The organism is Maribacter sp. R86514, assembly GCF_044597005.1.
Classification (GTDB): Bacteria; Bacteroidota; Bacteroidia; order Flavobacteriales; family Flavobacteriaceae; genus Maribacter.
The window spans coordinates 3,121,542-3,139,354 of sequence record NZ_CP138999.1 but is presented as its reverse complement, the minus strand read 5'-3'; the positions used below and the strand labels follow the sequence as shown (position 1 = coordinate 3,139,354).

Genomic DNA, 17,813 nt, shown 5'->3' with positions numbered 1-17,813 from the left:
TATAAAGTGTAAAACTATCTTATTCAAAAAGCACTTTCAGTTTACATTTTTCATATAAAAAGTAAAGTAATTTCGCTTAAAACATGGTGTCTTTATATGGTGTTTTGGCTGTTTTAAACAGTACTTTTCAAGTCAACATTATAGTATTTAGTACTAAAATAGAACAACAAAAAAGAGCGATTATTTTAGATAAAATTGTTCTAGAAACATGAAATTTTGCAACTCTTCAAAAATATTTTCATCCTATTTTTTTTGAAATAATCTCAAACGATCAAATATTAAGATAGCGCTACTAGGTGTATTATCGTTGAAATACACTCTTTTCTAAAAAACGTAAACCCATTCTATTTGCTGTTTCACAACAGAAAACATCGTTGCTACAACAATAAATTCTTTACCTAAATACTTAGGTTAATATTTGTTATTGGAGAATTCCGCGTGGAACGATATGAAATTAATATCGATTGAATGGATTCTTCAGAAATTATAGAAGATGACCAAACTGACTCAATTTTTAGATTTTACCAAACACACTTCTCTTATGGGAAAACAGTACTCAAAATGTTTATTTTTCATTTTATTCTTGGCGTTAGGTTTACAAACCGCTGTATCTCAGGTTAAAAATGATTTCGACGTTCGTTACGAAGCTGATATTCGGGGAGATATCACTTTTATTGCCAATAGCATTGTTGGTCCAGTAAGAGACGGCTATTGTGAGGGAAATGGAAAAAATAGAGTTTGTTATCCAGGGCCAACTCCTAACGACCCCTATAACGACAATGACCCAGACACATCTACTTCTAATGATTCATTTGACATGCGGTATATAGATGTAGATAATGATGCTTCAACCTTTAGTTCTAGTAGTGCAACGTTAACCGTGCCAGATATTGACTGCGCCATTGTACGTTATGCCGGGTTATATTGGGCTGCGGTATATACAGACCCAGACAGATCTAATCTTGGTAATATAAAATTTAAAATGCCAGGCGGTGCATACCAAGATATTATTGGTGAAGAAATTTGGGATGGTTTCGGAGATAGTCAATTTGGATATTATTCGCCTTATGCATATTACAAAGACGTTACTTCCATGGTGTCTGGTTTAGCTGATCCTAATGGGGAATACTTTGCCGCCAACATACTTGCAGATAATACAGATTTTGTACGAGGAGGCATTTCTGGTGGCTGGAAAATGGTCGTTGTTTATGAAAACCCTAATTTACCGAATGATAAATTTATTACCACTTTTGATGGGTATGCAGGTATTGCTTCGGGTGAAACTTTAGATATTCCTGTAGACGGCTTTACCACGTTACCGGCACCTTTTCCAGTTTTTGCAAATATGGGGGTAGCAGCCTTGGAAGGTGATAATGGTATTAATCGTGATGCGCTACAAATAAATGCAAACGGTACTTTTACAACATTACTAAACGATCAAAACGAGAATGACAACTTCTTTAATTCAAGTATTACTTTTAAAGGTAATCAGGTTTTAGACAGAAACCCTAATAGTTTAAACACGCTTGGTTGGGATGTTGATTATTTTAATATACCTAATAATAGTAACTCAATTATCCCTAATGATGCTACAAGTGCCATTTTAAGAGCGAGTTCTTCCCAAGATAAATATGATATTTTCTTTACTTCTTTTGACGTAGACATTATAGCGCCCAAAATTGTTTTGGAGAAAAGAGTACAAACACCAGGTGGTGTTGATATTACAGGGCAAGGCGTAAATTTAGGTCAAACTCTTGATTATGTTTTAACGTTTGAAAATATTGGTAATGATGATGGTATTAATTATACGATTAGAGATGTATTGCCTGTAAATGTTTCGCCACCAGATGGAAGAAGCTTTTTTAATGATTCTGATTTTGTTTTTCCTGCGCGTATTTGTGAAGGAGGTTCATGTTATGAAATAACATACACGTATGACCCATTAACTAGAGAAATTGTTTTCACAATACCAGATGTATTTGTTCAAGAAGAAGATGGTGAGTATTCAATAATTTTTCGAGTTCAAGTTGCTAAAAACTGTTTTGACTTTATTGATGCTTGTTCAGATTTAATAGAGAACCTTGCTTATAGTACCTATACTGGTAAAACCAATTCTGCGCAAGTAACCGACGACCCAAGTGTTACTGAATTTAATACTTGTGGATTTATTATACCAGGCGCCACAAACTTTCTTCTTGATGACCTTTCTGATTGTAATTTTGAAAGAACAATAGAAATATGTGGAACAAATGCAATATTAAATGCAGGAGACGGATTTGATTCTTATATATGGTATCGCGATACTAACAATAATGGTGAAATTGATGATACTGATATTGAAATAAATGATGGTGATCCAGATAACGATCCTAGTACGCAAGTTGTAACTCTTGTTGGGCAGTATATAGTTGATAAAATTGTTGCTGATCCTTGTAAAGGATTTAAAGAGATTATTACTGTTGAGCCATTTGGTTCGGGTAATTTGCCAAACCCGATTATAGAGTATTTTAATGAAGTAAATAGTGATGCTGATCCAAACAATGATATACCTGGGGAAATAGTATTTTGTTCTGACAGTACTGAACTGCCAAAAATATTCTTGTGTGGTATTAATGACTCGCAACCATTAGCGGTTAATATTGTTGATGCGCAAAGTGTTACTTGGGAATTGCTAGACGAAGGAAGTTGTGGCGTAAATGCAGAAGCAGGTGAAGATTGTGCTAACAGAGCTCTTACATGTACATGGACAGAAGTAGGTACTGGTAGCAGCTATTTATTAAATGCACCAGGCGAATATAGACTATCTGTTGTTTATCAAAATGGTTGTACAAGTCGCTTTTTCTTTAAAGGTTTTCAGAACAACCTAGATATAGAATTTAATAATAGAGATATTATTTGTGATACCGATGGTAACATTACCATTACCAATATTGGGTCTGGTTATGGTTACCAACTAGTAGACAATGAAACAAATAATGTTATTGTACCGTTTAGTTCAAATAACGGACCAAGCTTTGACTTCGTAAGTGGTGAGAACGGATCTTATAGAGTAGAAGTTACACAACTAGACCTTAATGGCGACCCTATTCAAGATGCTTGTATTTTTACAACACCTGTAATTGGTATTCGTGATCGTTCTGTATCTTATGAAGTTAACGTTACGCCAGAAACTTGTTCTAGTCTTGGTACCGTAAACTTACAGATAGTAAACGGCGATCCGCCATACACTTTTGAACTAAGAAGCAATGACGGTGCCAATGGTGGCCTAGGCACACTCATAGATAGCCAAAACGGTCATGGCGATAATAATTTTACTTTTACAGACGTAAGTGAAGGCAATTATATTGCCTACATGAGTACTGACAACGGTTGTTCTTATAGTGAAGAAATCACCGTTATAGATGAAAACGATTTAGATTTAACCGCAAGGGTGTCTCAACATATTACTTGTAGAGAAGGTAATATTTTAATGGATTCTGAGGGCGGTAAAACACCACATACTTACGCCATTTGGGAGCATATAGATCCTTCCGGTACAACCGTAACATCTTATCCTAATTATTCTGATATTCCTGCAACTAATTTTCAATCGAGTCAAATATTTGACATTCTTGACCCGGGTGATTATACTTTTGTAGTGTTAGATAGAAATGGTTGTTATAGTGAATCCAATACGGTTACTATAGAATTTAGACCCGCTGCCGAATTTGCCGCTACTACGGTTAATGATGTTTTATGTTTTGGTGAATCTACTGGTAGAATTCAGTTTAATTTAATAGATGATAATGGGTATCAATTGACCTTTTACCTTTATGATTCTAATGATGTATTGTTAGCTGAAAACAATACTGGTCTTTTTCCTAATTTGGCAGATGACGATTATACAATTGTAATCAATCAAAGAAAAGGTAGCTCATCATGTGATTATGAAGAGAATTATTCAATAGCCGCACCTGCTACTGCTGTTAGTGGTACTTCTGTCTTAATTCAAGATTATACGTGTCTTCAAGAGGGTATTATTGAGGCACAAAATGTTACCGGCGGTACTGCACCATACGAATATAGTATTGATGGAATCAACTTTGTTCCAGATACGACCGTTAATGCACATCGTTTTGAAAACCTTACCGATGGTTCTTATACCATTACCATAAGAGATGCCAATGACTGTACATTTCCAACAAACCAAATAATAATTGACAGACCAAATCCACCAACGGATTTAACTATTGTAGAGTCTCAAATTTCATGTCCGGCACAAACCGTTAATTTAACGGTAAATGCTGTTAATGGTGCGGCGCCATATGTTTATACAATTACGGCACCTTCTGCTTTAACTCCTACAAGTACTTCAGGTAACGAAGCTGTTTTTGAAGATTTGGCTCCTGATACTTATACGGTAAGAGTTACCGATGCCGATGGTTGTTTTTATGAAGAAAATTATACGATTAATGCGATTAACCCAATATCTGCTAGTGGTCAAACAACACAGCCTATTAGTTGTTTTGGTGTTGCAGACGGGGTTATCCGTTTTAATGTAAACTTCCAAGCTGGTCAAAATTTCACGTATACGATTACAGGTCCTTCAGGAGTTGAAAGAACAGGTGGTGCCGAAGCTTTAATTGACAATATCAACAACTTGGCTCCTGGTATATATACCATAGCTATTGTTGATACTGATACTAACTGTACATACAGTGCTTCACATGAATTAGAAGGTCCTGCTTCAGCATTGACTATTTCTAGTTTAACCGAAATACAACCTAGTTGTACATCACAGGGTAGTGTAAGTGTTCTTGCCGATGGCGGATGGGGAAGTTATGTTTATGAACTGAACAATCCAGATAATACCGTATTCGGTTCTAATTCAACAGGTTCTTTCAATGGTTTAACACAAACAGGAACCTACAACGGTACAATTACCGATGCTAATAACTGTAGCATACCTTTTACTTTCGATTTAAACCCAGCAACTGCACCGGTTTTAGAAATAACACCTAATCAAGATTGTTTTGACGATGCTGTATTATTGACCTTGACCGCTAGTGTTTCTTCTGGTGGTGACGGTACTTTTGAATATAGCTTGAATGGTGGTGCTTTTAGTAGTACCAATATATTCTCTGGACTTGCAGCGGGTACATATACCATCGATGTTAGAGATGGTAATAATTGTACAGATACACAAAGTATTACTATTGACCCGGCATTAACAGTAAACGCAAGTGCAAGTAATATTACCGCTTGTAGTACCGATACCGACATTACTATCAGTGGTGCTGGTGGAGATGGTAATTATGTGTACGCTGTAGTAGCTGATGGTGTTACACCAACCGCTGGTGATTTTGACCCAAGTAATACAGTTACGGTGACCGGAACAGGTGACTATGATGTGTACGTTAGAGACAATAGCGGAAACGCTGATTTTTGTGAATCTTTATATGAGATTACAATAGACCAAGATGCTCCTGTAGCTGCAACAGAAACTGTTGTAGATGTTACTTGTTTTGGCGGAAATAACGGTAGTATTTCTTTAGCACCAAGTGGTGGTGAGGCGCCTTATACGTTTAGTATTAATGGCGGTACTTTCGGTACGGAAAGTTCTTTTAATAACCTTACCTCTGGTACGTATGATGTTAGGGTAAGGGACGCAAATAGTTGTGAAGCGATATTATCACTTCCGGTAAACGAGTCGCCTGAAATTATAGCGGAAAGCGCACAGACAGAAGATTATACTTGTAATCAATTAGCAGAAATTACTGTTGGTGGCATAACGCCTACAACGGGTGGTTCTGGTTCTTACCAATATAGCTTAAATGGTGGTGCTTGGACAACTGCTACGGCGGGCGGTACAGTTTTTACCGATTTAACGGATAATACGTATCAGGTTCAGGTTAGAGATGCAAACAATATTAATTGTGTTGTAACTCTTCCTGAAATTATAATCGCTCCATTACCAACAGTACCTTCTTTAAGTAGTAGTGTTGCTTATAGTTGTGATGGAACAGGGATAATTACAATTCTTCCAAACGATGCATCTTATTCCTATAGCATTGATGGTAATACTCCTCAAATAGGCGACAATGTATTTAATAATGTTTTAGTTGGTCAGCATACTATTACCGTAAATTATGGTAGTGATTGTACAACGGATATTACTGTAAATGTTGAAGACGGTTACCAATTTGAAGCTGCTTTGCTTTCTTCTAAAGATTTGGATTGTAATGCAGATAATTCTGGTGCGATAACTTTTGAAGTAGATAATTATGGTGCAAGCGGATTCGAATACAGCTTAGATAATTTTGCTAGTATTTTAGGAAGTACTACGGTATCACCACAAACCATATCTGGTCTTGCAGCTGGTAGTTATAGAGTTTATGTTAGAGAAGCTGGTAGTACTTTGCCAGGTTGTACAACATTTTTCGATGAAATTATTGAAGAACCAACATTGGTTGTTGCCGATGCAGATCTTACACAAGATTTTACATGTAACAATGGTGGTGCAGAAATTACGGCAAGTGCAACTGGCGGAACTCCAGGATATGAATATCAATTAGAAGAAGATGTTCTTGGTATTGTAACTGCATACAGAACAAATGCTGTTTTTAACGGATTGCCTGCCGGTACGTATTATGTTCGTGCTAGAGATACAAATGGCTGTATAGACGTAAGCGATACTCCAATTGTAATTACAGCTCCAGAAATACCTGCTTTCACTTTACGGGAAACACGATGTTATAGTGGTGGTAATGATGCAACTATAGTGGTAGATGTTACAGCTGGTAATGGAGATTACCTATTTAGAATCAATGGAGGTTCTTTTGTAACTCCAATGCCAGTAGATGCAACTTCTTATACCTTCACCGGACTTTCAAATGGTACTTATACCATAGAAGTAACAGATGCTTTTGGTTGTGATGCTCCGGCTCAAACGGTAACCATCGAACAAGAAGTTACGGTTAGCGCAAGTGCCAGTACAATTACAGCATGTGGCACCGATAGTGAAATTAATATTACCGCTGCAGGTGGTGATGGCAATTATGTTTATGCGGTAGTTGCCGATGGTGCAACTCCTTCAGCTGGTGACTATGCAGCAACTAATCCAGTTACTGTTACAGGTGCTGGAGATTACGATGTTTATGTTTTAGACAATAATGGAGGCGCAGATGCGTGTCCTGCAATGTATGATATTTCTATTGCTCAAGATGCTCCTGTAGCCGCAACAGAAACTGTTGTAGATGTTACTTGTTTTGGTAGTAATAATGGTAGTATTTCTTTAGCCCCAAGTGGTGGTGAGGCTCCATATACCTATAGTATCAATGGCGGTACTTTCGGTACGGAAAGTTCTTTCAACAATCTTACCGCAGGTACTTATGATGTTCGAGTTAGAGATGCGAATAATTGTGAGGCGACATTATCACTTCCTGTAAACGAATTGCCTGAAATTATAGCGGAAAGCGCACAGACAGAAGATTATACTTGTAATCAATTAGCAGAGATTACCGTTGGTGGTGTAACCCCTACCACAGGTGGTTCTGGTTCTTATCAATATAGCTTAAACGGTGGTAGTTGGACAGCCGCAACTGCTGGCGGTACAGTTTTTACCGATTTAACCGATGGTATATTTACTGTTCGAGTAAGAGATGCAAACAATATCGCATGTGTAATTAATCTTCCGAATATAATTATTGCTCCTTTACCAACAGCTCCTTTATTAAGTAGTTCTGTTGATTACAGTTGTGATGGAACAGGAATAATTACAATTCTCCCAAATGATGCATCGTATGCATACAGCATTGATGGTAATACACCTCAAATTGGTAACAATGTATTTAATAACGTAGCAGTTGGTCAACATACTGTTACTGTAAACTATGGTAGTGATTGTACAACAGATATCGTTCTAGATGTTCAAGATGGTAATGCTTTTGAAGCTGCAATTTTATCTTACGAAGATTTAGATTGTAATGCCGATAATTCTGGTACCATAACTTTTGAAGTAGAGAATTTTGGAGCAGGTGGTTATGAGTATAGCTATGATAGTGCTTTTACAACTATTGAGGGTAGCGATACGGCTGCAACGCACCAGATTACAGGTTTGGCTGCCGGTACTTATACTATCTATGTTAGAGATGTTGACAACCCTATTGCCGGTTGTACTGAAATGTTGACTCAAATTATTAATGAGCCTGCAGTTTTAACGGTTTCTAATACGCCAACACAACCTACATGTATAGATGATGGTGCTGTAGATATTACGGTTACAGGTGGTACTGCCGCATATTCTTATGTAATTCAATTACCAGATGCTTCCTTAACACCAGTACAAAACACGGGAATATTTACTGGTCTTGATCAAATAGGTTTACATACCATTACGGTTACCGATGCTAATGGATGTACAGATACGGATACTTTTACATTAACAGCACCTGTTATTCCAGTAGCTAGTATTTTACCAAGTTCAGATGTGTGTTTTGATTCTTCTGTAACTGGTTCTGCGACTATTGAAGTTGGTGCAACTGGTGGTGTGGCTCCATATTCATATAAAATGAATACAGGTGTATTTGGAAACTCAAACACTTTTACAAATCTTACACCAGGTAGTTATACTTTTGAAATTAGAGATGCCAATGGTTGTACTGATACGGTATCTTTTGATATTGAAGCTCAGTTAACGGCTAATCTTGCATTAACCAAAGACTTAGATTGTTCTGTATCACCAGAGGCAACTATGAACTTGGTAACCAATGGCGGTTATGCTCCTTACACCTATGAATTGGAAGTTAATGGTGGGGGCTATGCTGCTTTTGCAGGAACATTCCCGTATTCAACTTCAACAGTTGGTACTTATAGATTTAGAGTAACAGATGACCAAGGTTGTACTGCTGTTTCTAATTTGGTTACGGTTACTGCAACGGTAAACCCTGTTGCTAGCGAAACTGTTACGAACCCTACTTGTTTTGGTGATTCTAATGGTATCGTTGAAATCAATGTTGATCCTAATTTTGGGTCATCACCGTATGAAATTAGTTTTAATGGTAGTGCTTTTTCAAGTCAAAGAGTGTATACCGGTTTAGTCGCTGGCACATATAATTATATTGTAAGGGATTCTAAAGAATGTATTTATAATGGCAGCGCAACTGTTGTTGACCCTGTATTGTTTGATGCCAATGTTGTAGCTACTGATGTTAGTTGTGGTGCAACTGGTGATATACCAGGTAATATTGAAATTACGATTACAAGTGGTGGGGTGCCTAATTTTACGTATACCCTATATGATAATCTTAATAATGTTGTTCCTACGACAGGGCCAAACCCCGTTGTAAACACGACAGCAACTACGGTAACTTTTGACGGTTTAGCTTTCGGTGACTACTATGTTCGTGTATTAGATGCCAATGGCTGTGAGTACTATGAAAATCCGGTTAGAGTGCTTTCTAACCCATATTTGTCGGTTGATGCTGTAATACCTGCTGTTAGTTGTATTACTGGCGGTACGGCAGAACTTACGGCTAGCGGTGGTTCGGGTAATTATGACTTTACGATTTATGGTTCGGGCACAACTCCAGATGCTGAGTCTGCCGGTGCTAATCCAAATGAGGAAGTCGCAACTTACAACGGACTAAACCCAGGTCAATCTTATGTTTTTCAGGTAATTGATACTACAACAGGATGTTCAAGTTTTGTTGAGGTCGATGTTCCTAACCTATCAAGTATTGATGTAGTTCCAACACCAACGGTAACAGATGTTGCTTGTTTTGGTGATACAAATGGGTCAATTGCTTTTCAATTTGAGGGTTATGATACTTCGGTTACTACCATTAATTATGAATTAAGGGAAAGTATTAGCAACACACCATTAGGTGGTGCTTATTCAGGTAGCGTTACAGGTCCAAACGGTCCTGGTCCAACAGCGACTGAAACAATTTCGAATATTCCTCCAGGAGATTATGTATTATTCTTCCAAGAGGCAGCTACTCCTGAGTGTACAAATACTTTTGAGTTCAGAATATTAGAACCGAACCCGGTTACCTTGACTCTAGCAGACCAAAACAATGGCTACTGTTCAGAAGATGCCAATGTAACGGTTATCGCTGGTGGTGGTAATGGTTCTTATACGTATGCATATGTTGAAGACGGAGCTACTCCGGTTGCAACAGATTATATAACTAGTAACTATGCTGAATTAGATCCTTCTGTAAATACAGAATGGGATATTTATGTAATGGACGGAAATGGTTGTTCAACAGCTTTACCTATAGATGTTACTATTGCAGATGATCCAACCCCTGCTATTTCTGGTTTGGTTATTAACCAATGTACTGCAGATGAGGGTGACTTTATAATAGAAATTACGTTAGACGGAGAAGGGTCTCAACCATATACACTTAGTGTAAACAGCGGTTCATACCAGTCTTCTACGTTAACGACCGCAGGTACTACACATCAGTTTACCGACCTTAGTTCTGGTAATTATACTGTTCAGGTTCGTGATTTTAACGGATGTGGAAATACGGCAAACATTGAGATTTTCCCGCCAACATCTATTAAAGCTGAGGTTAACGCTCAACCTTCTTGTACTGAAGGTGATGGTGAAATTATAATTACCGCATATGGTGGTTCTACATTCTATGAATATGAATTATTTGATAATGGAGGAGTTAGTGTAGCTGGCGGACCTCAACTATCACCAATTTTTACAGGATTGGATTCAGGTGTATATACAGCTCATGTTTATGATACTGTTTTAGGTGGATGTACTGCCCAAACCGATGTTGAATTAGAATTGGCAACTCCTGTGCTATTTACTACAGATATAACAGATGTTACTTGTTTCGGTGATACAGATGGGTCAATTGTTACAGTTCTAGATGCAACAATGGATAATCCTCCTTATGTATACCAACTATTTATAGAAACACCAACTTCTGTATATACACCAGCAAGCTTACCTCAAACTACTGGGACATTTACAAATTTACCAGCAAATGATGATTATGTGGTTAGAGTTACTTCTGGTCGTGGTTGTGAATTAGAAGTTGACAGTCCGGTAGGTACTCCATTACAAATTACAAACGTGAATGCAGATGTTGTTGAATTTGGTTGTACCGTTGGTAACAATTCAAATAATGCAACGGTAACTGTAGATACAGCAGCAATAACAGGTGGTAGCAATATCTATGTTACGTATGAATTTATCGATAGCAGTTCTGCTGTTGTTCAATCTGGTACATCAAATGTGTTAACGGTTACAGACAGAACAGGCGAAACATATACAATTAATGTGTATGATGATAATGGTTGTTTTGGTAGCACAACGGCTACGGTATTGCCTTATGATGAAATGACAGGAGCAACAGCTGCAGTAACTACTACAGTTACGTGTGCTCCAGGAAGTGATGGTGTAATTACGGTTACAGCAACGTCTTCTGCTAGTGATGCTACTAAATATGAATATAGTATCGATAACGGTTCAACTTATGTTCCTACCAATGTCTTTGGCGGATTATCTGCAGGAAACTATAACTTCTTAATAAGACATACAGATACAGATTGTATTGTAACGGCTTCAGCTATTATTGAGGAACCAAATACATTTACTATCGATGTCGTTAAAACAAGTGATGTAATTTGTTTTGGAACAAATACTGGTGAAGTAACTTTTGAATTGGTCGATGCTACGTATAACACAGGATTCGATTGGGAAATTTTCCGTACCGATAATACCTCTGTTGATAGTGGTTCAGAAGCTGCAAATGGTACAACACCGATTATTAATTTAGGTGTAGGTGAATACTATGTATCAATATCACAATCTAATAATCCTTTCTGTACCAATGTTGAATATTTCAATATTGCAGGTCCTGATGCTGATATTACAGGAGATACTATAGTAACTGATATTACATGTGCTTTAGGCGATGGTTCAATTACGATTACTGACGTTGTCGGTGGTTGGGGCGGTTATACCTACTTTGTTGATACGGTAGCACCAACATTACCTACCGATTTCGTAGCAGATGCTGCTTTCACAGGATTAGGAGCGGGCACATACCAAGCTTGGGTTCGTGATGCTGAAGGTTGTGAAAGATTAATTCAAGATAATATTGTTCTTGATGTTCCTGAGGATATTAATGCCGATTTACTTGTTACTCAAGAGAATTGTACAAACTTACAGGGAGAAGTTACGGTAAGCAATGTTATTGGCGGACAAGGAAGTAACTATACTTACCAATTGGTAATGGATGGCTCTAATTTCCGAGCACCACAAAACACGCTGGTTTTCTCTGGTCTAGGTGCTGGTGAATATGAAGTAATTGTTTCAGATCAATGGGGTTGTACATTTACGACAGACCCGGTGGAATTATACGAACAGTTAAGTGCTACTACTTCAGTAGATAAAGCAATTGACTGTACAAGTATACCAGGTGGTACAATTACGATTAATGTAACGGGTGGTTCTACAAACCTTGAGTTTATAATGACACCTCCAGCAGGTGCTGCAGTAACTCAGTTGAATGACCCAACTTTTACAGGTTTGGTTGATGCTGGTTCATATAGCTTCTTAGTTAGAGATTTAGATACTACAAACCCTGTTTGTGAATTAACGGTTACGCAAGAGTTAGCTCCTGCAATTCAGCCAGTATTTACAGATTCTCATATAGATATTACTTGTTTCGGATCTAACGACGGTTCAATTACATTGACACAAACCGAAAACGGAGTAAACCCGCTGACATTTACCATATCTCCTGTAGCAGGAACATTTAACCCAAGCAACAATACGTTTGAAGGTTTACCTCCAAATACATACGTTGTAACTGCAACGGGAACCAATGGTTGTAGCTCAGTATCAGGTAACATTGTAATTGATGAACCTGCATTAATTTCGAATATCAATACTTCGGTAGTTGAATTCGGTTGTACTGTAGGTAATAACCCTAATAACGCTACAATTACAGTTGACGAGGCTGCCATAACCGGTGGTAGTGGTAACTATGTAATTTATGAGTTTGTAGATAGTAGTTCTGCCGTTGTTCAATCTGGTGCGTCTAACGTTTTAAACGTTTCAAATATAGCAGGAGGTACCTATACTATTAATGTGTATGATGATAAAGGATGTGTTGGTAGCACAACGGAAACCATACTTCCTTTTGATGAGATCACTAATGCAGTTGCAAATGTTTCCAATTCGGTTACTTGTAATCCAATTAGTGATGGAGAATTAACGGTAGTCGTAACTTCAACCTTAGGTGATGCTACTAAATTCGAGTATAGTATTGATAATGGCGTAAACTACCAATCATCCAACGTGTTCGGCGGATTATCTGCGGGATCGTATACGATTCTTGTGAAGCATTTAGATACAGATTGTTTCGTTTCTGCGACGCAAACTCTAGTAGAGCCAAATACATTTACTATCGATATTGTGAAAACAAGTGATGTTATCTGTTATGGTACCGCAACAGGCGCTGTTAATTTTGAATTAGTTGATGCAACATACCCTGGCGGATTTACTTGGACTATTTATGATACCGAAGGGACACTGGCAAATACCGGTGATGATACCATTGTTATCTCTGGTACAGAAGCAACAACAAATGGTCCTACAGCAGACATTAGCTTAGAAGCTGGTAATTACTATGTTTCCATAACACAAGATAATAACCCATTCTGTACAAATACAGAAGCATTCACTATAAACGGTCCTACAGCTGATATCAGTGGTGATACCGTTGTAACCGAAATTACCTGTAACCCTGGTGATGATGGTTCAATTACAATCATTGACTTAGTTGGTGGTTGGGGTGGCTATACATACTATGTAGGTGTGGGTGTTCCTGCAACTGTAGATTTCGTAGCAGGTGCTACTTTCGATTCGCTTTGGCCGGAACATATCAAGCTTGGGTTCGTGACGCTGAAGGTTGTGAAAGATTAATTCAAGATAATATTGTTCTTGAGGTTCCTGAGGATATTACTGCCGATTTACTTGTTACTCAAGAGAACTGTACCAATTTACAGGGAGAATTGACGGTTAGCAACGTAGTTGGTGGACAAGGAAGTAACTATACATATCAATTAAGATTAAACGGTACTGATTTCCGTGCACCACAAAACACGAGAGTATTCTCAGGTTTAGGTGCTGGTAGTTATGACGTAACGATTATAGACCAGTGGGGTTGTCCTTTTACAACCAATGCGGTGGTGCTTTATGAGCAAATGGATGTTTCTACGACAGTAGACAAATCTATTGATTGTTCATCTGTACCAGGTGGTGAAATCACCGTAAATGTTAATGGTGGTTCCACAAACCTTGAGTTTGAAATGACAACTCCATCTGGTAGTGTGGTAACGCAAACAACAGAAGTATTTACAAACTTAACTGAGGAAGGACTATATCGTTTCATCGTAAGAGATTTAGATACAACTAATCCTATTTGTGAAAGAGAAGTAACTCAAACATTAGATGCACCGGTTGATCCAGTATTATTAGATGCAACTATTGTAAACGTAAGCTGTTTCGGTGGTTCAGATGGTAGTATTAGCGCTAACATTGACCCGGCTACAAATACCAATCCTGAATATCAATATGAATTATATGATATTGCTGATTTGGTTACTCCGATTGCAACACAAACCAATCCTTTATTTACAGGATTAACGGAAGGTGATTATCAAGTAAGAGTAATTTCTAGTAGAGGTTGTGAAGACATCAAGAATGAAACTATCACAGAACCATTAGCATTAACGGTTAGTGCAACGGCAACAGAATTTAATTGTTCGGTAGATAATAGTGTTAATACCGCAACGATAACGGCAACTGCTGGCGCTGGTACAGGTACCGCACCATATTTATATAGTATTGATAATGTTATTTTCCAAGCATCGAATACATTCAACGTTAGCGATACTGGAAGTACACAAACGATTAATGTATATGTAAAAGATGCCAAAGGTTGTGACACGTTCGACACGGTTACAATTCAACCGATCAACACGTTCACAGCTTCAATTGCTCAAGATGTAGCTATTAATTGTACTGTTGATGAAACAATAACAATCACCGTTGCAGATAATGGACTGGCACATAACTATGGTTATGAGTTATTACCAATTGGTAATACTACGGCTACATTAGTTAGCTCTACCGCAACTTCTGCAACGTACGATTTAACGACTGTGAGCTCTTATGTATTTAGAGTTACAGATTTAGATACGGGTTGTTATGTAAATACAGCTAGTTATACGGTAGCACCTTTTGATTTCATTACGGCAACAGCCACACCCGTATCAGAGGTTACATGTTTTGGTGATGCAAACGGAAGTTTGGAAATTGATATCGATGGCTACACGGGTAATTATACTTACGAGGTATTTACCACGGCAGGTGTTTCTGTTATAGCATCGACCGCTACCGACACCAGTGTTAACCCAAGAACGATTACAGGATTATCTGGCGGTAGCTATTATGTTACCATTACAGAAACCGATATTCCTTTATGTTCAGAAGACACGAATATAGTGACTATTGTATCTCCGGATATAGCGTTAAGCGGAACTGTGACTCCTCTAGCAGAACCAACTTGTACTGATGACCAAGGTGCAATTAGAGTTGAAGTTGAAGGCGGTTATAGACTTTATGATATTGTATTGACTAACACTACAACGGGTGATTCATATACTATGGACGATGTTAGTGAAGGATTGTTTACTGGTTTAGCTTCAGGTGCTTATACGGTAAGTATTACCGATGATGCCGGATGTGCAGTAAACTATACAGAAACATTAACAGCAGCTACACCAATAGTGGCAAACGCAACTCCGCTTGTAACAGACTTAGCTTGTTATGGAGACAGGGGTGCCGTGGTCACTGCAAACGTAACTGGTGGCGGTAGCGGTAATTATGAATATCAATTGAATTATTATGATGAAACCGGTACTACAGTTACAAGTACAACTGGAGTTCAGACCAATCCTAACTTCAATGATTTAGGAGCAGGCTTCTATAGTATTACCGTTGTTGACGGATGGAACTGTGATACCACGACCAATATAGTTGAGGTAACTGAACCGACCGAGGTAGAAGCTAACTTAATTAGAACAGATGCATTGACTTGTGAGTCTGGTGTAGCGTTCGAGCTTAGCGCAACAGGTGGTAGTGGTACATATGAGTATAGTGTCGATAACATTAACTTCTTACCAATGACAAGTAACCCTATTGGATTACCGGAAACAGGGGAGTATGGTGCAGGTAGATATCAATTCTATGTACGTGATGCAATCAACGGTTGTGAATCTGCAATCTCCAATGCAATTACCGAAAGCGAAATACCACCGTTATTATTAACAGTTGATACTACGGCAGCAGTACTGAACTGTACTGGTGAAAGCACGGCTATTATTTATGCTACTGCTGATGGCGGATTAGGAAACTACCAATATGAATTGTTTACCGATAGCTCTTTAAGCGTAGCTTCTAGAATTGCCGGCCCACAATCTCTTGGTGTGTTTAGAGATTTAGGTGCAGGTACGTATTATGTAACTGTAGTTAGCGATGATTGTGAAACAGCACCAGAGACTGTTGTTATAGATGAGCCAACACCGCTTTCTTATACAGATAATGTTATTGACATTACATGTTCTGGTGAAAATGATGGCGAGATTACGGTAACACTTTCAGGTGGAGCTGGTGGTTATCAGTATGCGATTTCTCCGAACTTGAATCAATTTTATGCTGATGGTACATTTACCGAATTGACTCCAGGAGAATATACTGTTATTGCACAAGATCAAAATGGTTGTTTCGAATACTTGACATATACTATTTCAGAACCGTCAAGTTTAGAAGTAACGGTAGAGACTACACCAGAAATTTGTGTTGATAGTCAAGATGGTACTATCATCCTTGAAATAACGGGTGGTACGGCACCATACAGTACGGCATTGAATTCTAATAGTGATGAAGACTTTGTATTGAACAGAACAGAATTCTATGACATGGCTGCAGGTAACTACCTCATCGTAATTAAAGATGCCAATGGTTGTGATACTAACGTAGTGGTTGATATTGAAACAGGAGTAAACCTTAATGCAACAGTAGTACCGGTTTATGAATGTACAGGTGATATTCCAGATAATTATGTGAATATTACTCTTGAAGATGATAGTGTTATCGGTGATGTGCTTTATGCAATAGATTCCGTTGATCCAGCTGATTTACAGTTAAATGCTGACTTTAGAAATACTGCACCTGGTAATCATTATATTACCATAGCGCATTCTAATGGATGTTTACAAACCGTTGATTTCGTAATTGAAGCGTTTGAACCTTTGACTCTTGCTTTAGAGCAAAATAACATGAACGAAATTACAGCTATAGCAGAAGGTGGTCTAGAGGCATATACGTTCTTCTTTGACGGCTATGATAATGGCGACAGTAATACGTTCTATATCACTAGAACCGATACTTATGAGGTGCGTGTTGTAGATGAGAACGGATGTTCTACAGTTGCAAATATATTTATGGAGTACGTAGATATCGAATTGCCTAATTTCTTTACGCCTGACGGAGATGGACAGAACGATTTATGGATCCCGAGAAATATTGAGCAATACCCTGAAATACTAATAAAAATATTTGATCGTTATGGTAGAGTGGTTTCTGAACAAGCAGTTGATTCTGAAGGATGGGACGGAACTTATCAAAACAATGAATTGCCAACCGGAGACTACTGGTACGTAGTACAACTGAATGGTGAAAGAGACGAAAGAGAATTTGTTGGACACTTTACTTTATACCGTTAAAAACTTAA

The 17,813-nt window shown here is 38.0% G+C and carries 2 protein-coding genes; both read left to right on the top strand.

The window, feature by feature from the left end; translation table 11 throughout:
• Nucleotides 1–493: 493 nt before the first annotated feature.
• Nucleotides 494–13,939 carry a hypothetical protein gene (locus SJY30_RS13655; RefSeq protein WP_396632706.1) on the top strand — a complete coding sequence of 4,482 codons (13,446 nt, stop codon included), beginning with the start codon at nt 494–496 and terminating at the stop codon, nt 13,937–13,939.
• Nucleotides 13,885–17,805, top strand: a complete 3,921-nt coding sequence (locus tag SJY30_RS13650; RefSeq protein WP_396632705.1) for a T9SS type B sorting domain-containing protein — start codon at nt 13,885–13,887, stop codon at nt 17,803–17,805. The genes SJY30_RS13655 and SJY30_RS13650 overlap by 55 nt, the downstream gene beginning before the upstream one ends.
• Nucleotides 17,806–17,813: the final 8 nt, after the last annotated feature.